Genomic DNA, 25,356 nt, shown 5'->3' with positions numbered 1-25,356 from the left:
GTCCTCAACCTCCTAGTAATCGAATCGCATCGGCAAGTACATCTTGTAGTAACGGAACGAATCGTCCGATTCCGGTAATTGTCGCACCTGCCAATAAAAACAAAATCGCATATCCCATCAGTAATTTGACAGAAAAACCAATTGCAAAAATATTGAATTGTGGTGCTGTCTTTGCTAGAAATCCCAATGCAAGATCCACTAAAAATAAGGAAACGACTAATGGCATCGCCATTTGTAATGCTGTAAGCATCGCAAGCCCCACCACACGAATGACTAAACTCATGCCTGCATCTCCTGAGACCGAAATCAAACTCCCCGGAGGAAAGATTTGAAAACTGGTATAAATACCATCGAGCAAGATGAGATGCATATCAGATGCAAGTAACACAAGCAAAGTCATCATGTAATAAAATCGTCCGACGATGGGTGACTGCCCACCGAACATCGGATCATATGCAGAAGCCATCGCTAAACCCATCTGTAAATCAATGATGGAACCAGCAATTTGTGGTGCATAGAGCAAAAAGCTTGCCAGTAAACCGAGAGCTAGACCGACTAAGACTTCTGTTCCCATGCGAAAGAAAAAATCGAAGTCTTCCACCCGAACATCCGTTTTGACAGCATAACTAGCAAAATACGAGAGTCCTGCCGCTAAAGCTAACTTATGCTGAGCTGGTAATTGCCGAGATGAAAATAAAGGAGCCGATACCAAAAAACCGACGATCCGTCCAAAGACAAGTAAAAAGACGCTCAGAAACGAAAGTAACGTCATTTGCGGGAAACCTCAGCAATCTGTTTAAACAATTCAATCGTAAAAGTTTGTAACTCCTGCATGATCCATGGTCCAAAAAAAACGAGTGCTAAAAACACGGCAACGATTTTCGGAACAAACGATAACGTCTGCTCTTGAATTTGCGTCGTCGCCTGCAAGATACTGACGAGCAAACCGACGACGAGCGAGACAAGTAGCAAGGGAGCCGATACTTTGAGTAATGTCCAGACGGCAGAACTTGCAAGCTGTATGATCATTTCTTGAGTCATTCGGATCCCCCTAACGCATGCTGACAAGCAGTGATTCGACGATCAGATGCCAGCCATCCACTAAAATAAACAACAACAGTTTAAAGGGTAAGGCAATCATGACAGGTGGTAACATCATCATCCCCATCGACATCAGGACACTTGAGACAACCATATCAATGACTAGAAACGGTATGAAGATCATAAATCCGATTTGAAAAGCCGTTTTCAATTCACTGATCGCATAAGCTGGGACGAGCGCGACGAGTGGAATATCTTCAATTTTTTTCGGTTTTTCGTAATTACCATATTTCAGAAACAACTCTAAATCATTCGTTCGCGTATGTTTCGACATGAAGCGCTTCATTGTATCTCCCGCATTATCAAAAGCCTCATCTTGACTGATTTTATCTGCCATGTACGGCTTCAATGCTGTCGTATTCAATTCTGAAAGGACAGGCGACATGACGAATAACGTAATGAATAAGGCCAAACCCACGAGTAACTGGTTCGGGGGCGTCTGTTGAGTTCCAAGAGCCGAACGTACGAAAGATAATACGACGACGACACGGGTAAAGCAGGTCATCAAGATGAGCAGTGATGGTGCAAGTGATAACAGTGTTAGCAACACAAGTAGCTTAATCGATGTCGCTGTTCCTGAAGGAGTATCAAGTGATATCAGATTCTCAATCGTATTCATGAGCGACCTCGATTCTTCTGTAACTGTTCGAGTTGATGCTTGAACGTCTCTAGAAACGGTGAAGGGGTTTGTTTCGATGACGTTTCAAGATCCATCGGCTCGTACCCTTCCAGATCATCCAATTTATCTAATAATTGGACGTTTTCTCCGACACCAACGACGTAAATCTTATCTTGTATCTTGACTAACTGAACAGACCGATCCTTCCCAAGCGGAACACCACCTAAGTGCGTCAATCTTCCAGAATGTCTGACTCCTCTTGTCCGTTCATGAATGAATCGAGTCACAAAGATGAACCCGCCAATCAAGACGACGAGAACGACGACTCCTTTAAAGATGGTCAACGCCATGGAAGGACTCTCATCGACTTGCTGAGTCGTCGGTGCATCATTCTGAGTTGGATTCAATTTTTCTTCGACCGTTTCTGCCTTTACTGGAAGCGTAAGCAGAAACAGCAGACAAATCAGCAAAGTCACTTTTTTCATGACGAGACAGTTTTCGAAACCGCTTCAAGTACACGGTCTGCTTGGAACGGTTTGACGATGAAATCTTTTGCGCCGGCTTGAATGGCATCAATAACCATCGATTGTTGCCCCATTGCTGAGCACATGATGACTTTAGCAGCAGGGTTGATTGCTTTGATTTCTTTCAGAGCAGAGATCCCATCCATTTCTGGCATCGTGATATCCAATGTAACGAGATCTGGTGTTAATTCCTTATACTTCGAGACAGCTTCTAAGCCATTCTCCGCTTCGCCAACGACATCATAGCCGTTTTTCGATAAAATTTCCTTGATCATCATTCGCATGAAAGCAGCGTCATCTACGATTAATACTTTTGCACTCATCTTATAGTTCCTCCTTAGAACATCCGAAGACGTTCTTTTGTATTTACGATTTCTGTGATACGTACACCGAAGTTTTCTTCGATGACGACGACTTCACCAGTAGCAATCAATGTATTATTCACGAATACATCTACCGGTTCACCCGCTAATTTGTCTAGCTCGATGATCGAACCTTGTGTCAGCTCTAAGATGTCTCGAACTGAACGTCGAGTACGTCCTAATTCCACCGTGACATTTAAAGGTACGTCATACAACATTCCGATATTACCTGGCGCTCCATCTACTTGTGCATCACTCAGTTGACCGAATTGAACGGGACTGACGGCAATACTCTCTTTTACCTGCTCCTGTACCGGAGTTGGCTGAACCGGTGGCGGAGAAGCTTCGACTACTGGTTCATGGTGCGTATGGGTAGTCGGTGGAACGGATGCTGATTCATTTGATACTTCCGTACTGGCTAAGAACAACTTTTGGATGAGCTGTTTCGAAAATTCGAGTGGTGCCAGTTGAACGATTTTTGAATCGATTAATGTTCCGATTTTCAAATCGAACTCAATGATGACCATGCTATCCCAAAGCGAAAAACTATCTACGATACTCTTTTCCTGCGAAAAATCAAAGATTTCTACAGCAGGTGGAGAGATATCGATTCGCATTGAAAATACGGTTGACATCGACGTAGCTGCTGCCCCCATCATTTGGTTCATGGCTTCTTGCACCGCTGAGAGCGCAATCGGCTCCATTTCTGCTGTCTCATCGATGACACCGTCTCCGCCCATCATCAAATTTGCGATAATGGATGCATCTCGTTGCGTTAGAATGAGAACATTTTCACCTTTGAACCCTTCCGTATAGCCAACACGTAACGCAACATGTGGGATAGGATATCGGCTTCTTAACTCGTCCATCGTAATCATCCGGACGTGTGGCGTCGTGATCTCTACCTTTTGATTCAACAATGCGGATAAAGCGGTTGCTGAATTTCCTAACGAAATATTACCAACTTCTCCGAGTGCATCGATCTCCATCTCGTCTAAAACTTCTTCATTTGCTGGCACATCATTTGTATCATCTGAAGCAGATGGTGCACCTCGTAATAAAGCATCGATTTCATCTTGCGAAAGCATGTCGCTCATGTTATTCCTCCTCAATTCGTTGTATGACTTGTAAAGCGAGATGCTTCCCGTTTAGACCTGGTCGCGCCTTGAACATTTTACGATCATCGACGAACAGTTCAACCGGATCCGATGTACGTGTCTTCAGGGATAAACAGTCGCCTACTTCGAGGTGTAACAACTCACCAAACGACAGATCCGTCTGGCCAAGCACTGCTTTCAAATCGACGACAGAACTCATCAATTGAGTCTGCATGTGTTCAGACGCTTGATCATTGATGGATTTACGCTTATCTTGCTGCATCCAAAAATGACTGGATAGTTTAGGTAGAATCGGCTCCAGTGTGACAAAAGGTAAACACACATTTAATGTACCGCTCACTTCACCGACAGTTACATAAATGGACACAAGAATGACCGTTTCGTTTGGAGAGACGAGCTGAAGAAATTGTGGATTGATCTCAAGATCATCGTATTCGGCTTCTAATTCTGTAATGGATTCCCAAGCCGCTCCATATTGCACGAATGCTCGTTTAAACAGTTGTGTCAAAATACGTGTTTCAATTTCGGTTAAGTTTTCAATTTTGTTCATTCCTTCTCCCGGACCACCTAAAAGACGGTCTAGCATTGCATACGCGATATTCGGATTTACTTCGAAAATCACTTTCCCATCTAACGGTTGAAGGTTGACCAAATTAATTAATGTCATATTGGGAATAGAATGAATAAATTCGTCATACGGCAGCTGTTCCACCGTATTCACCGTAAACTGGACATATGTTCTTAACTGAGCTGAAAAGTGAGTCGTTAACACCCGAGCGAATTGCTCATGAATGCGCGTTAAATTACGTAATTGATCTTTTGAGAAACGAAGAGCGCGTTTAAAATCATATACTTTGACACGCCGTTCTTCTTCTTGACTCCTGATTTCCTCAACTTCCATATCTCCACTTGAAATAGCTGATAGCAAGGCGTCAATTTCGTGTTGTGATAATACTTCGCTCATGCTGCCACCTCACTGGATGATTTTCTTCGTAGTGTAGACACGTTGGACGTCACCCTCTTGGATGAGTTTTTTGAACTGGACTCGTAACTTCTCCTCCAGCTTTTCCATATCGGCTTTTGAATCTAAATCCGATTTTTTCATGGTAGATAAATCTCCAAGAATGATATTGTTGATTTGGAATTTACGTAGCTCTAGGTCATCCCGTGTCTTTTGATCATCTGTCACAATCGTAAACTGTACATTTAAGAAGCGTTCGTCTGAGATATTCGTCGTCAAGTCATCCGTCTGTAGACTGCGCGCATCGAGTTCTTCTCCAGTCGGTTGTTCAACTTTCGCCTTTGTTTCATCTGGAGAAAGGAGGTATTTCGAGACCATGTATCCAGCTCCCACCATCATCAGAGCAACGACGATCATGATTAATGGTAATTTAAGCTTACTTTTCTTTTTCTCTTCTTCCGCCATCATCGATCCTCCTTACATTCGTCAAACCGGTTAATCCGATTTGACGATAAAATTGAATTGCCGCCTCCATTACTTCCTCCATCGATTCTTTCACGACATAGGTTTGACCTCCAATAAGATGGATGGTCGTATCAGGAGTCGAACGAATGGATTCAATCAAGCTGGCATTAATGACTAGAGGTGTTTTACGTAACGTCGTTAACTGAATCATCGTTTCAGATTGACGAGTTCTTCTAACACTTGGTCACTCGTTGTAATAATTCTTGTGTTTGCCTGGAAACCACGCTGTGCAATGATCATTTCCGTAAACTCTTCTGACAAATCGACGTTTGACATCTCGAGTGTTCCAGATGTCAATTGACCGAGACCATTCGTACTTGGTGATCCTAATGCAGCTCCACCTGAGTTTTGCGAAGCCGAAAATAGGTTAACACCAGACTTTTCAAGACCACCCGGGTTCGCGAAGTTTGCCATCGAAACATAACCTACTCGTTGCAATCCACCTGTAGCGTCTACAAACGTTACCAAACCGTCTTTACCAATGGAAAGGTTCTGCGCCCCAGTTGGAATTTGTAACTTAACGTACCCCGCCGGTGCTTTAGCAGTTATTTTCCCTTGATTATCGTAAGTATTTGTAGGTAATGTACCTGTGACCGTAGTTGGCGTTGGATTTGGAAGAGGATCAGATAATCCAATTAGATAGTTCCCGTCTCCTGTAACAATATTTCCTTGAACATCTGTATAAAAGTTTCCTGATCGGGTATATCTGACGCCATCTGCCGTCATGACTTGGAAGAACCCTTCTCCTGAAATCCCGATATCAAGCGTCCGACCAGTATTTTGAAGCGCCCCTTGGTTATAGACGTTATCGACTGTTGACATCGATGCCCCAAGACCGACTTGTTTTGGGTTCGTTCCGCCGACGCCGCCACCCGCACCTGAAGCAGATCCGACAGATTGGTTAACTAAATCTTTGAACGTAACACGCCCTTTTTTGTAACCGAATGTATTGACGTTTGCGATGTTGTTACCGACGACATCCAATTTCGTTTGGAAGTTTTTCAACCCACTGATTCCTGAATACATTGAACGTAACATTATTTTTCCTCCTTAGATTTAATTTGCGTCAGGTCATACACACTGACTCGTTTACCGTTCGACAATTCAGCAATGACATCCACACCATCTCGTTTGACACTTAGTACAGTGGCTGACTCTTCCGTCGAAGAGGTTTCCCCCTCAGCGTTAGAAGACGGTGTATAACTGACATCTTTTCCAATCAGGTTACTGTACGTCATCAACGCACCCGCATGCTGATTTAGGATCATCGTTTCCATCCCTTTTCCAATCGATTGCATCTGTTCTAATGAAGAAAACTGAGCCATTTGAGCAATGAACTCTTTATCTTCCATCGGAGCTGTTGGATCTTGGTTCGACAACTGGGCGATTAAAATCTTCATGAACATATCTTTATCCATCGAGTTGTTGGACACGGTTTGCTTTTTATCAGGTAACTGAAATGAAGAGCCATCGTTTTTAATCCCTTCCGTCATCTTCTTCCTCCTCTCGCTCTTCTTCTTGTTGATGTGAAGAAGATTCTTGTTTTTCATGTTCGCCTCGTTCTGAAGAGAATCCTTGATCGAATTCTTTTGCGGCATTGGCGATGACCCCTGTTTCGATTTTCACAATCGGACTCTGTTGGTGTAATGTCGTATGTAGTTTTCCGAGTTGTTGTTCGATCAGTTGTTTCGTCTGTTCATTTGCCATGAATAGCTTGACCGTAAGTTCATTTCCTTTTCGATCAACTTGAACGACCAGCTCTCCCAGTTGTTCCGGATACAATCGAATGGAAATTTTTGAAGAACCATCTTTACCATTGATAAAAGGCGCTTGTTTTAATGCTGCCTCGATTCGATTGATGATTTGCTCATCGACCGGTAAAAATGGAACTGCACGATTCACGTTATTGAAAAGGAACGCATGACTCATTCGGTTTACACTTACTGCCGGTGCTGCTGTATTCGCTTTAATATCTTGTTCTAATACCGAGGAAGGTTCTTGATTTTGTTTCTGAATGACATTCGCCATTTTATTCTGACTCGTTTCCATCAGCTTCTCCTTTGACGAAGTCAGCTCATTTTTGACGGGTAAAATCAAATTCTCCACGCTTTCTTCTGCCGGAGATGATCCAATACTTTGCACAGGATTTGCTTCTGGCTTCACTTGCTGATTTTGACTCTGTTTCTGTAATACGTGCCCTATCAACGTATTGATTTGAGCTGGTGTGATGGACGATTGATCGAGTAGCTGAACAGCAGATTCGATATTCCCTTCTTGAATCGCTTTCAAAATTTGTACGATCTCTCGATGTTTCACCGAATGAATCGGAAGATTACTCACTTCAGGTTGCTCCAGGACTTCTAAAATCATTTCTGGATGTTCCATCAGCTTCTCGATGTTTTGAAGCAACACTTCACGTTCAGTTGTTTCACCTGAGTTGATGAGATCTGACGCTATCGGTGACATATTCGTGTTTTCTTGTTTTAACGTCATGTCAGTCGATTGTGTAAGATATTGCAATAGCGACGCAAATTTCCCTGTCGTACCGCTACTGCTATTCGTGTCGTCGATACTTATCGCTGTTCCTTGTACTGCATTGATTTGAAGCTCTGAAATATTCACGTTTTCACCTCTATTCCGAAGCTAAAAGCTGAGTTAACGCTGCAGCTTTTTTAGCATCCATCTTGGCGATGATTGCCGCTTGCTGCTCCGCGTCAATATTTTCGATGATCGAGACCACCTCAGTAGGACTAAGTTCGTTAAAGATTAACGCCGCTTCTTTAGGTGACATTTCGGCATATACATCAGACACAGGTGTCTTTTTACTCTTTTTCTCGTTATTTGAGGTACTTGATGTAGTGGGTGTAGACGCCTTTTTCAACTGATCTCGTTCCGAAATCAATTTCGAAATTTCTTGTTCCTTTACTTGGAGCGTCTGTTTTTGTTCTTCTTTTTCGTTACGTAATTTCTTGATTTCAGTATTTGCTACTTTTAGACGTTTGATCAGTTCTTGATCATTAGAGGTAGCAGTAGATTTTGTTGTCTTTTCCGTATCAAACGGTAAAGACAATAACGGTCTTCCGTTCGCATAGTTTAAAACGAAATATGCCGTCAGTAAGATGATGATAAACGGAATGATCACCAATGGTAATATCCACTGCTTTGATGTCTTTTGTTCACTCATATCATTTGACCTCTTTTAAAGTGTAGAAGAGATAGCTCATCTAGTTGATTTTGTTCGACTATCGCAAGTTCACGTCTTGCTTCGATAAAATGATTTTCTTGTAGTTTCGTGAATTTCTTTTCTTCAATCATGGCTTCTTTTAAGGCTAGTTGTGCTTTTTCATAGACGTTCTTAGCTTGCGTCACGAACAACTGCTGTCTTTCAATTTGTTGCTTCACTACATCCCTAGCTCTTTCACGATATTGTGAATCAACTAACTCAATCTTTCCGATTTGATCCTGTTCTTTCAAAAACGTTTCGTACCGGATCAACAGATGATACAACTTCTGCATTTCCTCTTCATAACGCATCTTTTTTTCAGCCGTTTCTTTTGAGACCCGATCTTTTTCCGCTTCAGCGAGCGGAATGATCCGTTCATATATTGTCCGCATATCCGCTCTCCTTATGGAATAATTTGAAATAACTTGTCATTCGCAGTCTCTAGATCACTGACTTCGTGAACGGATTGTTTTAAGAAGTCGATGAGTTGTGGATAGATTTGAATAGCCCGATCGATTTCAGGATTCGTTCCGCTTTTGTATGCTCCGATGTTGATCAAATCTTCTGCATCCAAATACGTAGATAAAAGCTGACGAAACGCGATTGCCTTCTGCTTATGTGCTTCAGACGTGATTTGGTTCATGACTCGACTAATGGAACGTAACACGTGTATAGCAGGGTATTGTCCTTTGTTTGCTAGATTTCGATCAAGAACGAAATGTCCATCTAGTATTCCACGTACAGCATCTGCAATCGGCTCGTTCATGTCATCACCATCAACCAAGACGGTATAAAAAGCAGTAATGGAGCCATTTTCCGTTTTACCACTCCGCTCCAAGAGTTGCGGGAGAAGTGCGAATACACTCGGTGTGTACCCTTTAGACGCGGGAGGCTCTCCCGTCGCTAAACCAATCTCACGCTGCGCCATTGCAAATCGTGTGACCGAATCCATCATGAGAACGACGTTTTTTCCTTGATCCCGAAAATACTCCGCGATTGCCGTTGCAGTGTAGGCACCTTTCAGTCGAACGAGGGGGGATTGATCACTTGTAGCCACAACGATAATCGAGCGACGCATCCCTTCCTCCCCAAGCTCTGCCTCGATGAACTCCTTGACTTCGCGTCCGCGTTCTCCTATTAAAGCAATGACGTTTATATCTGCTGTCGAACGTTTCGCAATCATCCCTAGAAGCGTTGATTTCCCAACACCAGATCCCGCGAATAAACCAACACGCTGTCCTTCTCCCACCGTCAATAATGTATCAATCGCGCGTATCCCCGTAGATAATACGTCGCTAATACGTGGTCGACTCAGTGGGCTAGGTGGTTTGCGGACGATTGAAGTCGTTTTTAAGTGATCTATATTTTCACCATCTAGCGGTCTGCCTAATCCATCCAATACCTGACCAATCAATGCGTCACCTACCGGAACATGTAGCGGTTTACCTGAAGCGACTACGATAGATCCTGGAGCGATAGCTGTCGTTTCGCCATAAGGCATAAGTAAGACATGACCTTCTTTAAAACCAACGACCTCTGCTTCGATTTCATGGTGTGCATTCAACTGTATAAAACAACGTTCCCCGATTGAGACAGCTGTTGGTCCCCTAGATTCAATCATCAGACCAATCACTTGGACGACCTTCCCCGAATGCTTGAGTAAATCATCAAATTTGATATCTTGAAGCGCTTGTTGCAGGTGCTGCACTTTATACATCCGTCAGCACCTCGAAAATTTTCTTCTCCAGATGTTTGAAGCTTGAATGTAGACCACCCGTGATAGCTCCATTTTCCGAGTCAACCCTGAAATCACGTGGCGGTAATTCCGGATCTAGACGAAGTTGGACGGTCACCGTCGCACCGAGAATGGATTGAATTTTCTCTTCCATCATGATGAGTCGTTCAAAATCTTGAGGGGAAGCGTATATGAATAACTTCTCACGATCTCTGAATTGAATTAGTAGTTGATGAATCATCTTATATAAGGTTTCCTCATCAGAATCTAATAGATTTTCTAAAAACAGATGTGTCGTTTGAAGAGCAGCTACACATAAATCATGCTCCATCATCAGTAACTTTTCTTGAAAGCGTTGCTCAAGTCTGACGCTCAGTTCGTTTACCTCCATCATGGCTTGATGGTAAGTCGCTAATCCACTGGATTGTCCTTCGGTAAACCCTGCTTCGAAACCTTGACGCGCCGCATCTTCTAGTGCCTGTATTTTTTCCTGTTCGAATTGTTGTAGTCGTATTTCTTGTTCTTCCATCAATCGTTTTTCTAGAAGAGTCAACTGGTTTTGGCGTTCTATCCATTCTTCTTCATATGAAATCGTAGCTATGTCGGTTTCATGATCAATGTTTTCAGATGGACTGACTGGATGAATCAACCGCTGTGATTTAGACAAGACACTCTGCCGTTTAATGACATTAGACAACGATATCATCTCCTCCACCACGTGCGACGACGATCTCACCCATATCTTCTAAGCGACGAATGATGCCAACGATACGACTTTGCGCTTCTTCCACATCGCGCAAACGAACGGGTCCCATGAACTCCATGTCTTCTTTGAAAGACTCCACCATCCGCTGAGACATGTTGCGATACACCATATCTTTCACATCATCAGACGATACTTTCAGTGCAAGAAGTAGGTCTTCATTCGATACTTCACGAATGATACGCTGAATAGCACGCGCATCCAATGTGACGATGTCTTCGAATACGAACATCCGTTTCTTGATTTCCTCAGCCAGTTCAGGATCTTGAATCTCAAGTGTGTCCAAAATCGTGCGTTCTGTCGTACGATCAACACCATTTAAGACTTGAACGACTGCTTCGATACCACCCGACTGTGCGTAATCCTGCATTCCTGCTTGAGATAAGTTCCGTTCTAAAATCAGTTCGACTTCACTTATGATTTCCGGATTCATTCGATCCATCGTAGCGATTCGTCTTGCTACATCCGACTGTGCCTCCGCAGGAAGCTCAGATAGGATTTGTCCCGATTTCGCTGGATCCAAGTGTGCAAGGACTAGAGCAATCGTCTGTGGGTGTTCATTTTGAATGAAATTCAGTAATTGTTTTGAGTCAGCCTTGCGCGCAAATTCGAAAGGACGTACTTGAAGTGTTGATGTCAGACGATGAATGAGTTCCATCGCCTTCTCTTCTCCAACCGCTTTCTCTAGTACCGATTTTGCAAATCCGATACCACCTTGAGTGATATAGTTTTGCGCCATCGCCAAGTCGTGAAATTCGTCTAGGACACCAGCCTTGTCCTCTGGATCAATGCGTTTCATACTTGAAATCTGTAGTGTCAGCCATTCCATCTCTTCTTCGCTTAAGTGCTTATATACATTCGCCGCGACTTCTGGACCTAATGAAATCATCAGGACGGCAGCCTTTTCACGACTATTCATCTCTAATTTCTTCATAGGATCAATCCTCCGCTAACCAAGTTCTAAGTAGTTTCGCAAATTCGTCTGGATTTGAAGCTGCTAATTTTTCTAATTGTTTTCGTTTTTGTGCTTCATTACTGTTATCTTCAGTAGTCAGTTCTGGAATTTCTGTTTCGATCGGTGTCCATTCCTCTAGACTCTCTTCTTCTGCTTTACGTCTACGCATCATGAAGAAGATCAACCCTACGATGACTAATCCTGCTGCACCTAATGCAAACCAGACCCACATTGGAATCGTTGCTGTAGCTGCCGTTTGTTTCGTTGTCGTATTAGCGAATGGACGAGACATGACGACTACTTTATTCGTCAATTCCGCATCAGTTAATGTTGTTTTAGCGTCTTTTTTCGTAATCGACGTTCGAATGATCGAGTACATCATTGTTTGAAGATCCGTTTGAAGCTGTGGATCGATTTGCGTCTGTCCTTTTGGTGGTTCTACGATGATTTGAATACCTAAATCACGGATTTCATAAGGTGCCCCAGAAATCTGTTTTGTGATTCGGTTCACTTCATAATTAATGATGTCGTGTGTTTTATCGCTCGTATCACCTGCTCCACCATTTCCTGTCGGGAAATTGATGGTTTCATTTTCACCTGTACCGGCTGTTCCTTGATTTGCTGCACCAGTATAGGCTTCTGCCACTTTTTCCGCAGACGTTACGATTCCTTGTATTTTATCCGGATCTACAGGTTCCACCAGTTTTTGTTCTTCCTGACGTTTCGTGACATCGACATCAGCCGTAACTGATACGAGTGCTTTTTGTGGTCCAAGAACAACTGAGAGCATTTGTTGGATTTGCTTACGTAAATCGTTCTCCGTTGCTTTTTTAAGTGCCATCGGATCCGTTCCGCCTGCTGTTTGCGTAGCATTTCCCGGTTCATAGTACGTGAAGTACTGATCCATGATTGTAATGTTTTCTTCTTTAAGATTTGGAATACTTTTTGCGATCAAATGATACAGACCTTGAACCGTCTGATTATTCAAGTTGCTACCTGCGCTAGAAGTCAATACGACCGATACTGTTGAAGATTCTTTCTCATCAGATAAAAAGACACTCTTTTCTGGGAGCGTAATCATGACTTTGGCTGACTCGATTCCATTGACTTGTGTGATCAAGTTTTCGAGTTCAGTCTGCATTGTGTCGCGTTCCAAAATATTCATTTCTTTATCCGTAGTTCCGAAACCCGCGTTTTCACTAAAGAAAGAGTAATCAATTTGACCAGACTTTGGAATGCCTGCCGTCGCCAGCTCGACTTTCAAATTTTCAACATTCGCTTCAGGTACGAGAATCGTTACTCCGTTCGCCTCACTTACGACCTCAGACGGAATGCCATCTTCGTTTAACTTTTCAGTCACTTGACCAGCTTCCTGCGGTGATAGCTTTGAATATAAGGGTGTCATCGTCGGCTTTGACAACCAGATGATCGCAACGATCAATGCTGCCAGGACCGCGATAATGATTCCAAGAATCGTTGCTTTTTTCGCAAGTGACCACGATTTCCATGTTGTATTGACCGTATTCCATCTTGCTTTTAATCCTTCGTTCATTCAACATCTCCCACGCTTTCCTTAACATTCACAGTTGCATACGCATCATTTCTTGGTATGCTTCGATGCCCTTATTTCGGACTTCAATGGCGAGCTGCATAGAGAGAGATGCTTCTTCTGTTTTAATCATAATATTATGTAGATCCGATGACTTCCCTGTCGCCAGATCTACCCGTGCCTGAGATGATGCATTTTGTGTGGAATTTAATCCATTCATCGCTTGACTCAATACCTCACTAAAGTCACTTGGTGTCGTTTTTGGAGTCATTTGGTTTTGAAGGATTGGCTGTAATCCTTGAATCGCTTGAATTGCCATGGTTATTCATCATCTCCTTTTTCTTACTTGCCTATCTCCATTGCCTTAACGAGCATTGCCTTCGTTGCATTCAATGCTGTTACGTTTGCTTCATAAGATCTCGTAGCACCCATCATGTCCACCATCTCTTTTAAGATATCGACATTCGGCATTTTGACGTATCCTAGATCATCTGCGTCGGGATGGCTAGGGTTGTATTCCAATTTAAATGGTTCCTGATCTTTACGAAGCTCGCTTACCGTGACACCATTGGACGTTTCTTTTAAAACTGCCAATTTACGAGCATATGGTTGCCATTGACCATTGACGAGTTCTCCACGTGTCGTTTGTGCGTTGGCAATGTTTGCTGAAACTGTATCGAGCCGGAGACGTTGTGCAGTTAATCCTGATGCAGAAGTATGAAATCCTCCAAACATGCTCACTGTTATTTCCCTCCTCTAATCACTGATTGAATACCAGAGAATTTACGATTCAACTGTTCGACCAATGCCTCGTACTCAATTTGATTGCGTGATAATTCAGACATCTCAAAATCAATATCGACACCATTTCCATCGTTGCGCATAGAAGTAGATTGTTCGACGATTGCACCTTGCGTATCAATTTTGGCATGACGCTTCAGACTCAACTTCATTTGAGAGTCCAGTACATCTGAAAACACTAACCGTTGCGCTTTATATCCTGGCGTATCGACATTCGCAATGTTTTTGGAGATAACTTTTTGAGAATTGACCGTACGATTGACTGCTTGGGTAAGTAAAGAATAATCGGAGCCTAACCAATCCATGAATCTGACCTCCATATATGAATAGTTTGGAATAGAAGAATATTAAAACTAGTAAGTCATTAGTAACATATCTGAAATAATTGAAACAAATAGGTCAATGTTTGAAAAGGATAAATTTTAAAAAAAGGGTAATGAGATGTTGAATTTTAACCGTTAATTACCATTATGTTCAAAAATGATAAATATTACCTACGTGCCAACTTACAGAATAAACATTATTTAATTATAATGGACTAAATGTCGATAGACATAAAATGGATAAACAGAAAATAAACTAAGATTTTATATATTTCATTTGCGGGCAACAGAATTGATTATACAACTAATATTGAACGAAAAAAACATCAAAATGTAATTTCCTTGAATAAATATAAAAAAAATTCCTTCTATTTTAACTTTTTTATCCATGTTTTTCACCATGGTGAAGGACTTCGTTCATAGGCAGCAACTATGGTGATGATATCCTTTTAGTAAGAATACATAAGGCTATCTAGTAGTTACAAAAAAAACGATTCTTCTCTTTTATGAGAAGAATCGTTTGGTGATTTTGATAGATCCGTATGATCAGTTCGATTTAATTCGCTCTAATTCATATAGGAAATTATCGTTTAAGATTTTAATGTATGTTCCCTTCATCCCGAGCGAGCGTGACTCGATGACTCCTGCACTCTCGAGTTTACGGAGTGCGTTGACGATGACGGAACGTGTGATCCCGACGCGATCCGCAATCTTTGAAGCAACGAGTAGTCCTTCATTTCCTTCAAGCTCTTCGAAGATATGCTCAATCGCTTCAAGTTCCGAATAGGATAGTGAATTGATCGCCATCTGAACGACTGCTTTCTTCCGTGCTTTATCTTCTGCCTCATGAGCCTTTTCACGAAGAATCTCCATCCCTACTACTGTTGCACCATACTCAGCAAGCACGAGGTCTTCTTCGTTGAAGTCTTCGACCATACGACCGAGGACAAGAGTACCAAGGCGCTCGCCACCACCGATGATTGGTACGATCGTCGTTTTCGACGTTTCGAACGTGTCACGGTTGTCAACTGGGAATGCCGTGTGTTCACTATCGATGGCAATGTTTGCCGTCGTTTCCGTGACGTTAAACAATTTTTTCGTGTAATCTTCCGGGAATTGACGTTCTTCTAAGAAACCACGGACCCGGTCATTTTCGATTTGTTGCTTGATTGCGATACCTAGTAACTTACCGCGCCGACTTACGATGAACGTATTCGATTCCATGACTTCGCTGAGTCGATCAGCCATGACCTTGAAATCAACATGTGTGCTCGCTTCTTGTTGTAACATCGTATTCAGCTTCCGCGTTTTCGCCAATAAATTCATTTTTTCTTCCTCCACTTTATAAGATGAACTGACTTAAGTCTCGATCATCTGCTACTTTTCCAACTCGATCCGTCACGTATTGTGGCGTGATCGTCACATCCGTCTCCGGCATGTCTGCTGCTTCGAAGGATAATTCTTCGAGTACGCGCTCCATGATCGTATACAAGCGTCGCGCTCCGATATTATCCGTCTCATCGTTTACCTGTGCAGCAATCCGTGCGATTTCACGAATCGCCTCTTCTGTAAAGGTGACATGAACGTGCTCTGCCCCTAATAATGCTTTATATTGTTTGAGTAATGCTTGATTCGGTTCAGTTAAAATCTTAACAAAGTCATCTTCTGTCAAACTATCGAGTTCGACACGGATCGGAAAACGACCTTGGAGTTCAGGAATCAGATCAGATGGTTTCGCCATATGGAAGGCACCCGCAGCGATGAACAAGATGTGATCCGTCTTGACTGGACCATATTTCGTAACGATCGTCGATCCTTCAACGATTGGTAAAATGTCTCTTTGAACACCCTCGCGTGAAACACCAGCTGAATCATGTCCTTTTGTCGCGATCTTATCAATCTCATCGACGAAGATGATACCCATCTGTTCTGCGCGACGGACCGCTTCGTCATGGACTTCGTTCAAGTCAAGCAATCGTTCCGCTTCTTCTGCCGTCAGAATTGGTCGTGCTTCCTTAACGGTGAGCTGACGCTTCTTCGTTTTCTTCGGCATGACTTGTCCGAGCATATCCTGAAGATTCGCGAGCCCCTCCATGCCTTGTTGCCCAGAGAATAAATCCACTTGACGTTCTTCAACATCGACCTCGATCATTCGATCCTCGAGTTGTCCCGTCAGTAATTGCTGACGAAGTAACGAACGGTCGGCTGTCGCTTCCGATGTATCCGGCTCTTGTTGCTTCTGGTTGCCGCCGAACAACATTTCAAACGGATTCGTTCCACCACCGAGACCAGATGACGCTTTTTTACCAGACAACGCATCAACGATTCTTTCGTTCGCCACTGCTTCCGCTCGATCTTTGAGCGCTTCCTTTTTCTCATCTTTGACAAGGCGTAGAGACGCTTCCACGAGATCCCGCACCATTGACTCCACATCACGACCGACGTACCCTACTTCCGTGAACTTCGTCGCTTCGATTTTGACGAACGGCGCACGGACGAGTTTCGCAAGACGTCGCGCAATTTCTGTTTTTCCGACCCCAGTCGGTCCAATCATCAGGATATTCTTCGGTGTGACTTCATCCCGCATCGATGCATCGAGTAATTGTCGACGGTACCGATTACGTAAAGCAATCGCCACCGCACGTTTAGCATCCGCTTGTCCGATGACATGTTCATTCAACTTCTCGACGATTTGTCGTGGCGTCAATTCATGCATGGTCATTGCCTCCGATCGTTTCTAGGATGATTTGATCGTTCGTAAAGACACAGAGCTCCCCAGCCGTCTCAAGCGCTGCACGGGCGATTTCCTGTGCTGTCAGATGACTTGCATGTCGAGCTAACGCGCGACCTGCTGCAAGCGCATAATTACCACCTGAACCGATTGCGAGAATACCGTCATCCGGTTCGATGACTTCCCCGTTTCCGGATACAAGTAAGAGATGTGTTCCGTCCATGACGAGTAAGAGTGCTTCTAGTTGGCGCAACATTTTATCGCCTCGCCATTCCTTCGCCAGCTCAACTGCTGCCCGTTGTAAGTTCCCGTTATACATTTCAAGCTTCGCTTCGAATTTTTCAAAGAGTGTGAACGCGTCCGCGACACTTCCAGCAAATCCGGCAATGACTTTGCCACCATAGAGGCGCCGTACTTTTTTCGCACTTTTCTTCATGATGACTTGGTTTCCGAAAGTCACCTGTCCGTCTCCGCTCATCGCGGATTGTCCGTTATGTTGAATCGCAAAAATCGTCGTTGCATGAAACATCAATGTTTCCTCCCTTAGGCACGAGGATGTGCTTGTTGATAAACATGTCGTAATCGTTCCGTCGTTACGTGTGTATACTGACCAGTCGTCGACAGCGATGCATGACCAAGTAACTCCTGGACCGCTCGCAAATCGGCGCCTCTTTCCAGTAAATCGGTCGCGAAACTATGACGAAGCGCATGTGGTGTCACATGTTTCCCAACGAGTTGTTCCCCTTTTTTCATGATTTTCCGAATCGCATCCGTCGTCAATCGACGCCCTGAATGAGACAAGAATAATGCTTGCTCATGACCTACGACTGGATCTCGTGATGGTAAGTACAGTTCTAATGCATCTTTAGCAAAGGTTCCAATCGGCGCGATGCGTTCCTTCCCACCTTTTCCATACACATGGACGTAGGAGTGATCCGTCGCGAGATCACGAAGATCTAGTTGAACGACCTCGCTGACCCGCATACCCGTCGCATATAAAAGTTCTACTAACGCCACATTCCGGTTACCAAGCGTATCACTCGATCGAAAGGCATCGAGGAAACGTTCATATTCCGTTGGGACGAGGAATGTCGGAAGTCCTTGTTGTCGTTTTGGTGCTTTCAATCCATCGAATGGATTAGGCTCATCGGTGTCACGTGTCAAAAAACGACCAAATTGTTTGAGGCAGGAAACTTTTTGTGCAATCGTCGCCCGCGCCAGCTCCTGATCGTAAAGAGCATACAAATAACGCCGTGCACTTGCCAATTCAATCGATCGTAACTGATGATCGCGGCAAAAAGCGGCGTATTGTCGAAGTGTTTGATCATAAGAGCGACCCGTGTTCGGAGATAATTGACGTTCAATATGAACATACCGCATGAAATCTTCTAGCAGTCGCTCAAAAGCAGTGTCTATCCCCATGAATGCGCCCCCTTCTGACCATTTCATTCTCGAATCGCCCTTAGCATAGCACAGACCAAGTAGTCTGACAATAGACCAAAAACCGAAAAATTAACGAAATTATCGCGCTTTTGTGACAAATTAAGAAATGGGGAGAAAGAGCGCTGAATCACGCCTTTCTCCCCATCAACAATCACATATCCGTGAAATCTTTGATTGCTTCAAGTGCTCGCTCTGCGTAGAGCGCATACTTCTCAGGTTTTTTCATTCGAACCGGATGACCGACGAGTGCTGGTACCAATCCGAAGTTGGCATTCATTGGCTGGAAGTTCTTCCCTTCCGTCGTCGTGATATAGTGCGACATCGCACCCATCATCGTTTCCTGCGGGAACGTTACCGGTTCCGCCTCATTGACGAGACGTGCCGCATTGATTCCTGCCGTCAAACCGGACGCTGCTGACTCGACATATCCTTCGACACCTGTCATTTGACCAGCAAAGAACAAGTCGTCACGTGTACGAGTCTGATACGTTGGTTTCAACAAATTCGGTGAGTTGACGAACGTGTTACGGTGCATGACACCATAACGGACGATTTCTGCATTCTCAAGACCAGGAATCAAGCGAATGATCCGCTTTTGTTCGCCCCATTTCAAATGCGTCTGAAAGCCGACGAGATTGAACAATGTTCCAGCTGAGTTGTCCTGACGCAGTTGAACGACAGCATATGGTCGTTTGCCTGTTTTCGGATCTTCCAGTCCGACTGGCTTCATTGGTCCGAACAAGAGTGTTTTCGGTCCGCGAGAAGCGAGAACTTCAAATGGCATACAGCCCTCGAAGTAAATCTCTTTTTCAAATTCCTTCAGTGGAACAACTTCCGCATTAATCAGCTCATCATAGAAGAGCTGGAATTCTTCTTCCGTCATTGGACAATTCAAGTAGGCAGCTTCACCTTTATCATATCGTGATTTCAGGTAAACCTTCTCTCGATCAATCGTGTCTCCATCGAGAATCGGAGCCGCTGCATCGAAGAAGTATAGGTAATCTTCACCTGTGAATTGTTTAAGTGATTCCGATAAGGCCGCACTCGTCAACGGACCCGTCGCGACGATCGTCGGACCATCTGGAATCGCTTCGATTTCTTCATGATGGACGGTAACGTTCGGATGGTTTTTCAACGTTTCCGTCACATATCCTGCGAAGTCATGCCGATCGACAGCAAGTGCTCCACCTGCTGGAACGCTCGCTAAGTCTGCTGCTTTCATGATCAAGGAATCGAGCTGACGCATCTCTTCCTTTAAAACACCGACTGCGTTCGTTAACTGGTTTGCTCGAAGTGAGTTCGAACAGACGAGTTCAGCAAATTGGTCTGTATGGTGCGCGGGTGTCTGTTTGACAGGCCGCATTTCATATAAATCTACTTGTACGCCGCGTTTTGCAAGTTGCCATGCTGCTTCAGAACCTGCAAGTCCCGCGCCGATTACCGTTACACGTTTCAACGGTCATTCCTCCTCTTGCTCCTGATCGATGCGTGTTTCATGATGTCCACAAGATGTACATTCTACTTTCACACCGTTCTTGATTTTCTTTTGTACCATCATACTACTACATACCGGACATGGTTCTTCGACCGGTTTATCCCACGAGACGAACTCACATTCCGGATAGTTTGAACACCCATAGAACAAACGTCCTTTTTTACTACGACGTTCGACGATGTCGCCCGTTCCACATGTCGGACACTTCACACCGATCTCGACTTGGATCGGTTTTGTGTTACGACACTCTGGGAAGTTCGAGCACGCCATGAACTTGCCATAACGTCCCATCTTGATGACCATTGGATGCCCACAGACTTCACAATCTTCTCCAGCCGGTTCATCTTTGATTTCAATCTTTTCGATCTCTGCTTCTGCTCGTGTCAGACGCTTCGCAAAGGACTTATAGATTGGATCGACGACTTCTGTCCACTGCATGTCGCCTTTTTCGATTGCATCGAGTAAGGCTTCCATATCTGCCGTGAACTGGACGGTGATGAACTCCTGGAAGTAGTCACTGATCATATCAATGACCAGTTCACCAAGTTCTGTTGGTAAGAATTTCTTCTCTTCAAGCGTCACGTAACCCCGTTTTTGAATCGTATCGAGCGTCGGCGCATACGTCGACGGACGACCGATTCCGAGTTCTTCCATCGCTCGGACAAGACGTGCTTCCGTATAACGTGGTGGTGGTTGCGTGAAGTGTTGTTTCGGTTCAATCGCTGACTGCTTCAGTTCTTCCCCTTCATCGAGTGGAGGAAGTAATCCTTCTTTGACGTCAGTGACCGCCTCATCATCCGTATCTTCGATGTAAACTTTCATGAAGCCCGGGAATTTAACGGTCGACCCGTTCGCACGGAATGTGACATCATTTGATACGAGATCAATCTTAACGGTATCAAGAATCGCTGGCGCCATCTGGCTTGCGACGAATCGTTCCCAAATCAGTTTGTATAAACGGAATTGGTCACGCGATAGATACGATTTAACGAGTTGTGGTTCGCGCATCGTCGAAGTCGGACGAACTGCTTCGTGTGCATCTTGTGAGTTCGCTGATTTCTTTTCTTTGCGTTTTTCACTTGCGATGTATTCTTTTCCATACGCCTGCTCGATGAACCCGTGTGCTTCGAGGTTCGCTGATTCCGACGTCCGTGTCGAATCGGTACGCATATACGTGATCAAACCGACTGTACCTTCTTTTCCAATCTCGATTCCTTCGTATAACTGTTGTGCGATCATCATCGTCTTCTTCGCTCGGAAGTTCAGCTTACGTGCGGCTTCCTGTTGCAAAGAACTCGTCGTAAATGGTAACGCTGGATTCCGTTTCCGTTCCTTTTTCGTGACGGAATCAACTGTGAAGTCTTCTGAGAGTTGATTCAAGATTTGATCGACTTCTTCTTGCGAGTGAAGTTCACGCTTCTTGCCATCGACTCCGTAGAAGTTCGCTTCGAGCTTTTCACCGTTTGCATCGAGTTCGAGTTTGATCGTCCAGTATTCTTCAGGCATAAACGCATTGATTTCTTGTTCACGATCAATGATCATCTTGACGGCAACGGATTGAACGCGTCCCGCAGATAACCCTTTTTTAATCTTCTTCCATAATAACGGACTCATACTGTAACCAACAAGGCGGTCCAAGATACGACGGGCTTGCTGCGCATCGACAAGATCATAGTTGAGCTTGCGTGGTCGCTTGAACGAATCCTTGATGGCATCTTTCGTGATTTCATTGAAGACGACGCGGCACTCCGTTGATTCATCAACGCCTAATGCTTTGGCTAAATGCCATGCGATCGCTTCCCCTTCACGGTCGGGGTCGGCTGCGAGATAGATTTTTTGTGCTTTTTTCGCAGCTGTCTTGAGTTCTTTTAAAACCGGACCTTTACCACGGATCGTGATATATTTCGGTTCATAGTCATGTTCGACGTCGACTCCCATTTGGCTTTTCGGCAAGTCAATGACGTGCCCCATCGACGCTTTCACGGTATAGTTCGATCCGAGATAACGTTTAATGGTTTTTGCCTTAGCGGGTGACTCGACGATTACTAGATATTTTGCCATTGCAATCGCTCCCTATTAGAGGCGTACTCGTATTTTAATCTCACTTATCATAGTAGTCTCGATTCCCATTTGTCAACGTTCAGCCGAATACTTTTTGAAACTTCTTCCGGATCAAGGAGTGGAATCGCACCTTCTGCGATCAATTGATTCGTTCCGGTAAAGAACGATTCCGTGGGACAACCCGGCAAACAATAGACATCTTTTCCTTGGTCAAGCGCGTGATTAGCAGTGTTCATCGTACCGCTTCGTTTCGCCGCTTCGACGATGATCAATGATGAAGACAAGCCAGCAATGATCCGATTTCGTTCTAGAAATTGAAATTTTTGAATAGGAGTTCCGGGTGGATATTCGGAGAGAAGAAGACCGTGCGAGAGGATACGTTCAAATAGAGTAGCATGGGAAGTAGGATAGAGGCGGTCAAGTCCGCCAGCGAGAACCGCAATCGTTGTCTGCTGGTGTTTTAAGGACAAGCGATGGACGAGGGAATCGATACCATAAGCACCTCCGGAAACGGTGGCGAGATCTGGGTGAAAGAAGGATTGCAGGAAGCGCATGCGGGAAAGGTGTTGCGGTGAGGGAGTACGGCTACCGATGATACTGACGCGTGGGAGTGTTAGGCGGGACGGATCACCGCGGTAAAAGAGGGCATAGACCGGTTGAGGGATCGTCAGTAACGCAGTCGGAAACAATGGATCTCCTTTGACTAGAATCGACTCTTCAATCCAATCAAGCTGGAGTGCTTGTTCATACCGTTTTCGAAGACGCGTCGAAACGGGTAATTCATGACTGGGAACGATTCCGAATTGCTCAATCAATCGGACGATCGTGTACGGTACCTGACACATGGCGAAGCGGACATACAGTTCACGTTTCATGAAATCAACGCTCCTTATTTAAGCTTCTTATTTATATAGAAGAAAGCCGTCCTGATTTGATCAGGACAGCTCCTTTTTTTGATTTATTTGACTGTGCTGTTCGTCACGCACTCGTCATAGATCCCTGCTTCTTTGATGACACGGATTAACGTCTCACCAATGACAGCTGGTGTTTCTGCTACTTCGATTCCATTTGCACGGAGTGTCTTGATTTTTTCAGCAGCTGTTCCTTTACCGCCAGAGATGATCGCACCTGCGTGACCCATCCGTTTACCGGCAGGAGCTGTTTGACCACCGATGAAACCAATGACTGGTTTCGTCATGTTCGCTTTGACCCACTCAGCCGCTTCTTCTTCAGCCGTTCCACCGATTTCACCGAGCATGATGACGGCTTTTGTTTCTGGGTCTTCATTGAACGCTTTGAGCGTATCGATGAAGTCCGTTCCATTAACCGGGTCGCCCCCGATACCAACAGCTGTCGATTGACCGATGCCAGCCGTCGTTAATTGATGGACAGCTTCATACGTCAAAGTCCCAGAACGTGAGACGATACCGACATGACCTGGTGTATGGATATATCCTGGCATGATACCAAGTTTCGCGACACCTGGAGTGATGACGCCCGGGCAGTTCGGTCCGATGAGACGAACTGGTTTACCTTCGAGGTAACGTTTTACTTTGACCATATCAAGAACTGGAATACCTTCCGTGATACAGATGATCAACGCGATGTTCGCGTCTGCTGCTTCCATAATTGCATCCGCTGCGAATGCTGGTGGAACGTAGATGATCGATGCGTTCGCACCTGTTTTTTCGACCGCTTGTGCGACCGTATCAAAGACAGGGACACCACCGAGTACTTCCGTACCGCCTTTTCCTGGTGTGACACCGCCTACGAGATTTGTGCCGTAGTCAATCATCTGTTCACCATGGAACATCCCTTGGTTACCAGTAATCCCTTGAATAATGACTTTCGTCGATTCGTTCACCCAAATACTCATCTTTAGCTCCCCCTTACTTCACGAGCGCAGCGATTTTTTCTGCGCCGTCTGCCATTGATGTAGCTGCTGTAATCGCTAGACCTGAATCTTTGAGAATTTGTTTCCCTGCATCAACGTTCGTCCCTTCAAGACGAACGACGAGTGGCAATTCGAGACCGACTTCTTTTGTCGCCGCGACGATACCTTCTGCGATGACGTCACATTTCATGATTCCACCGAAGATGTTGACGAAAATCCCTTTGACGTTCTCATCCGACAAGATCAGTTTGAAGGCTTCTGTTACTTTTTCCTTCGTCGCACCACCACCGACATCGAGGAAGTTCGCAGGATCACCACTGAAGTGTTTGATGATATCCATCGTTGCCATGGCAAGACCCGCACCATTGACAAGGCAGCCGATGTTTCCATCGAGCGCGATGTAGTTCAAATCACTCTTTGATGCTTCGACTTCGCGTGGATCTTCTTCTGTTTCGTCACGTAACGCCACGATGTCCGCATGACGATACAATGCATTTGAGTCGAAGTTCAACTTCGCATCGAGTGCGAGGACTTCGCCATCCTTCGTCGTAACGAGTGGGTTGATTTCTGCGATCGAACAATCCTTGTCGACGAAGAAGTTGTAGAGTTTCGTGACCATGCCGACGAACTTGTTGACGAGCTTCACAGGAACACCCATTGCGAACGCAAGTTTACGCGCTTGGAATCCTTGAAGACCAACTGCAGGATCGACGACTTCTTTGATGATTTTTTCTGGTGTCGCTTCCGCTACCTCTTCGATATCCATACCACCTTCGCTTGATCCCATGATGACGACACGTCCTGTCACACGATCAAGTACGATTCCAAGATAGTATTCTTTGTCAATCGCACAACCTTCTTCGACAAGAAGACGTTGAACGACTTTTCCTTCTGGACCTGTTTGGTGCGTGACGAGCGTTTTGCCGAGTAACTCCGTCGCATATTCTTTCACTTCTTCTTGCGATTTCGCAAGCTTGACGCCACCTGCTTTACCGCGTCCCCCCGCGTGAATTTGAGCTTTGACGACTTTAATCGGGCCTGACAATTGTTCTGATGCATCGACCGCCTCTTCGACGGTGAAGGCTGCGATTCCGTTTGGTACGGGTACACCGTACGAACGAAGTAATTCTTTTGCCTGATACTCATGTACATTCATGAAAAAATCCCCCTTAA

At 44.6% G+C, this 25,356-nt stretch carries 30 protein-coding genes; all 30 read right to left on the bottom strand.

Annotation, left to right across the window (positions count from 1 at the left end):
• Window positions 1-4: 4 nt before the first annotated feature.
• Window positions 5-772, bottom strand: coding sequence for a flagellar biosynthetic protein FliR (gene fliR, locus ACHWTJ_RS06370; protein ID WP_394679277.1), 768 nt, complete (start codon window positions 770-772; stop codon window positions 5-7).
• Window positions 769-1,041, bottom strand: coding sequence for a flagellar biosynthesis protein FliQ (fliQ, locus tag ACHWTJ_RS06365; RefSeq protein ID WP_294740873.1), 273 nt, complete (start codon window positions 1,039-1,041; stop codon window positions 769-771). Before fliQ ends, fliR begins: the two co-directional genes overlap by 4 nt.
• 10 nt (window positions 1,042-1,051) lie before the next feature.
• Window positions 1,052-1,720: a flagellar type III secretion system pore protein FliP gene (gene fliP, locus ACHWTJ_RS06360; protein ID WP_053453782.1), complete on the bottom strand. Its 669-nt coding sequence runs from the start codon at window positions 1,718-1,720 to the stop codon at window positions 1,052-1,054.
• Window positions 1,717-2,205 carry a flagellar biosynthetic protein FliO gene (locus ACHWTJ_RS06355; RefSeq protein ID WP_294740870.1) on the bottom strand — a complete coding sequence of 163 codons (489 nt, stop codon included), beginning with the start codon at window positions 2,203-2,205 and terminating at the stop codon, window positions 1,717-1,719. The genes fliP and ACHWTJ_RS06355 overlap by 4 nt, the downstream gene beginning before the upstream one ends.
• Window positions 2,202-2,567: a response regulator gene (locus ACHWTJ_RS06350; protein WP_023468708.1), complete on the bottom strand. Its 366-nt coding sequence runs from the start codon at window positions 2,565-2,567 to the stop codon at window positions 2,202-2,204. The genes ACHWTJ_RS06355 and ACHWTJ_RS06350 overlap by 4 nt, the downstream gene beginning before the upstream one ends.
• Window positions 2,568-2,581: 14 nt before the next feature.
• Complete coding sequence (gene fliY / locus ACHWTJ_RS06345; protein ID WP_294740868.1) at window positions 2,582-3,703, bottom strand: flagellar motor switch phosphatase FliY; 1,122 nt, start codon at window positions 3,701-3,703, stop codon at window positions 2,582-2,584.
• A 1-nt stretch (window position 3,704) separates the two neighbouring features.
• A complete protein-coding gene (fliM, locus tag ACHWTJ_RS06340) occupies window positions 3,705-4,688 on the bottom strand; it encodes a flagellar motor switch protein FliM (protein WP_023468710.1) in 984 nt (327 codons plus the stop codon).
• 9 nt (window positions 4,689-4,697) lie between these two features.
• Window positions 4,698-5,150 carry a flagellar basal body-associated FliL family protein gene (locus ACHWTJ_RS06335; protein ID WP_294740864.1) on the bottom strand — a complete coding sequence of 151 codons (453 nt, stop codon included), beginning with the start codon at window positions 5,148-5,150 and terminating at the stop codon, window positions 4,698-4,700.
• Window positions 5,122-5,361 (bottom strand): flagellar FlbD family protein, encoded by a 240-nt coding sequence (locus ACHWTJ_RS06330; protein WP_294740863.1) that lies wholly within the window; start codon window positions 5,359-5,361, stop codon window positions 5,122-5,124. The genes ACHWTJ_RS06335 and ACHWTJ_RS06330 overlap by 29 nt, the downstream gene beginning before the upstream one ends.
• Entirely contained in the window at window positions 5,358-6,248 is an 891-nt protein-coding gene (gene flgG, locus ACHWTJ_RS06325; protein ID WP_294740861.1) for a flagellar basal body rod protein FlgG, read from the bottom strand. The genes ACHWTJ_RS06330 and flgG overlap by 4 nt, the downstream gene beginning before the upstream one ends.
• Window positions 6,248-6,703, bottom strand: a complete 456-nt coding sequence (gene flgD / locus ACHWTJ_RS06320; protein WP_294740860.1) for a flagellar hook assembly protein FlgD — start codon at window positions 6,701-6,703, stop codon at window positions 6,248-6,250. The genes flgG and flgD overlap by 1 nt, the downstream gene beginning before the upstream one ends.
• Window positions 6,687-7,832 carry a flagellar hook-length control protein FliK gene (locus ACHWTJ_RS06315; protein WP_394679276.1) on the bottom strand — a complete coding sequence of 382 codons (1,146 nt, stop codon included), beginning with the start codon at window positions 7,830-7,832 and terminating at the stop codon, window positions 6,687-6,689. The genes flgD and ACHWTJ_RS06315 overlap by 17 nt, the downstream gene beginning before the upstream one ends.
• Before the next feature lie 10 nt (window positions 7,833-7,842).
• On the bottom strand, window positions 7,843-8,394 hold the full coding sequence (locus tag ACHWTJ_RS06310) for a MotE family protein (protein WP_394679275.1): 552 nt from the start codon (window positions 8,392-8,394) through the stop codon (window positions 7,843-7,845).
• Window positions 8,391-8,825 carry a flagellar export protein FliJ gene (locus tag ACHWTJ_RS06305; protein ID WP_294740853.1) on the bottom strand — a complete coding sequence of 145 codons (435 nt, stop codon included), beginning with the start codon at window positions 8,823-8,825 and terminating at the stop codon, window positions 8,391-8,393. The genes ACHWTJ_RS06310 and ACHWTJ_RS06305 overlap by 4 nt, the downstream gene beginning before the upstream one ends.
• An 11-nt stretch (window positions 8,826-8,836) precedes the next feature.
• Window positions 8,837-10,150, bottom strand: coding sequence for a flagellar protein export ATPase FliI (fliI, locus tag ACHWTJ_RS06300; RefSeq protein WP_294740851.1), 1,314 nt, complete (start codon window positions 10,148-10,150; stop codon window positions 8,837-8,839).
• The gene (locus tag ACHWTJ_RS06295) at window positions 10,143-10,874 is read right to left on the bottom strand and encodes a FliH/SctL family protein (protein ID WP_294740849.1); all 732 of its coding nucleotides are present in this window, start codon (window positions 10,872-10,874) and stop codon (window positions 10,143-10,145) included. The genes fliI and ACHWTJ_RS06295 overlap by 8 nt, the downstream gene beginning before the upstream one ends.
• Window positions 10,858-11,865: a flagellar motor switch protein FliG gene (gene fliG, locus ACHWTJ_RS06290; RefSeq protein ID WP_023468720.1), complete on the bottom strand. Its 1,008-nt coding sequence runs from the start codon at window positions 11,863-11,865 to the stop codon at window positions 10,858-10,860. Before fliG ends, ACHWTJ_RS06295 begins: the two co-directional genes overlap by 17 nt.
• 4 nt (window positions 11,866-11,869) lie before the next feature.
• Window positions 11,870-13,438 carry a flagellar basal-body MS-ring/collar protein FliF gene (fliF, locus tag ACHWTJ_RS06285; RefSeq protein ID WP_294740847.1) on the bottom strand — a complete coding sequence of 523 codons (1,569 nt, stop codon included), beginning with the start codon at window positions 13,436-13,438 and terminating at the stop codon, window positions 11,870-11,872.
• Window positions 13,439-13,466: 28 nt separating this feature from the next.
• Window positions 13,467-13,754, bottom strand: a complete 288-nt coding sequence (fliE, locus tag ACHWTJ_RS06280; protein ID WP_294740845.1) for a flagellar hook-basal body complex protein FliE — start codon at window positions 13,752-13,754, stop codon at window positions 13,467-13,469.
• Window positions 13,755-13,777: 23 nt separating this feature from the next.
• The gene (gene flgC / locus ACHWTJ_RS06275) at window positions 13,778-14,176 is read right to left on the bottom strand and encodes a flagellar basal body rod protein FlgC (RefSeq protein ID WP_294740843.1); all 399 of its coding nucleotides are present in this window, start codon (window positions 14,174-14,176) and stop codon (window positions 13,778-13,780) included.
• Between the two features lie 2 nt (window positions 14,177-14,178).
• Window positions 14,179-14,541 (bottom strand): flagellar basal body rod protein FlgB, encoded by a 363-nt coding sequence (gene flgB, locus ACHWTJ_RS06270; RefSeq protein WP_294740841.1) that lies wholly within the window; start codon window positions 14,539-14,541, stop codon window positions 14,179-14,181.
• Between the two features lie 564 nt (window positions 14,542-15,105).
• Complete coding sequence (gene codY, locus ACHWTJ_RS06265; protein ID WP_023468725.1) at window positions 15,106-15,885, bottom strand: GTP-sensing pleiotropic transcriptional regulator CodY; 780 nt, start codon at window positions 15,883-15,885, stop codon at window positions 15,106-15,108.
• A gap of 16 nt (window positions 15,886-15,901) precedes the next feature.
• A complete protein-coding gene (gene hslU / locus ACHWTJ_RS06260; protein ID WP_035406964.1) occupies window positions 15,902-17,275 on the bottom strand; it encodes an ATP-dependent protease ATPase subunit HslU in 1,374 nt (457 codons plus the stop codon).
• Window positions 17,268-17,819, bottom strand: a complete 552-nt coding sequence (gene hslV / locus ACHWTJ_RS06255) for an ATP-dependent protease subunit HslV (protein WP_294740840.1) — start codon at window positions 17,817-17,819, stop codon at window positions 17,268-17,270. Before hslV ends, hslU begins: the two co-directional genes overlap by 8 nt.
• A gap of 14 nt (window positions 17,820-17,833) precedes the next feature.
• On the bottom strand, window positions 17,834-18,739 hold the full coding sequence (locus ACHWTJ_RS06250) for a tyrosine recombinase XerC (protein ID WP_294745638.1): 906 nt from the start codon (window positions 18,737-18,739) through the stop codon (window positions 17,834-17,836).
• Between the two features lie 145 nt (window positions 18,740-18,884).
• Entirely contained in the window at window positions 18,885-20,189 is a 1,305-nt protein-coding gene (gene trmFO, locus ACHWTJ_RS06245) for an FADH(2)-oxidizing methylenetetrahydrofolate--tRNA-(uracil(54)-C(5))-methyltransferase TrmFO (RefSeq protein WP_023468729.1), read from the bottom strand.
• Window positions 20,190-20,192: 3 nt separating this feature from the next.
• The gene (gene topA, locus ACHWTJ_RS06240; RefSeq protein ID WP_294740836.1) at window positions 20,193-22,289 is read right to left on the bottom strand and encodes a type I DNA topoisomerase; all 2,097 of its coding nucleotides are present in this window, start codon (window positions 22,287-22,289) and stop codon (window positions 20,193-20,195) included.
• Window positions 22,290-22,336: 47 nt separating this feature from the next.
• Window positions 22,337-23,164 (bottom strand): DNA-processing protein DprA, encoded by an 828-nt coding sequence (dprA, locus tag ACHWTJ_RS06235; RefSeq protein WP_294740834.1) that lies wholly within the window; start codon window positions 23,162-23,164, stop codon window positions 22,337-22,339.
• An 83-nt stretch (window positions 23,165-23,247) separates the two neighbouring features.
• Entirely contained in the window at window positions 23,248-24,165 is a 918-nt protein-coding gene (gene sucD / locus ACHWTJ_RS06230) for a succinate--CoA ligase subunit alpha (protein WP_023468731.1), read from the bottom strand.
• A 13-nt stretch (window positions 24,166-24,178) separates the two neighbouring features.
• Window positions 24,179-25,339 carry an ADP-forming succinate--CoA ligase subunit beta gene (gene sucC / locus ACHWTJ_RS06225; protein WP_023468732.1) on the bottom strand — a complete coding sequence of 387 codons (1,161 nt, stop codon included), beginning with the start codon at window positions 25,337-25,339 and terminating at the stop codon, window positions 24,179-24,181.
• Window positions 25,340-25,356: the final 17 nt, after the last annotated feature.

Source organism: uncultured Exiguobacterium sp. (assembly GCF_964277885.1).
GTDB lineage: Bacteria > Bacillota > Bacilli > Exiguobacteriales > Exiguobacteriaceae > Exiguobacterium_A.
The sequence above is the reverse complement of the archived record's forward strand: the minus strand, read 5'-3'. Positions and strand labels throughout refer to the sequence as shown.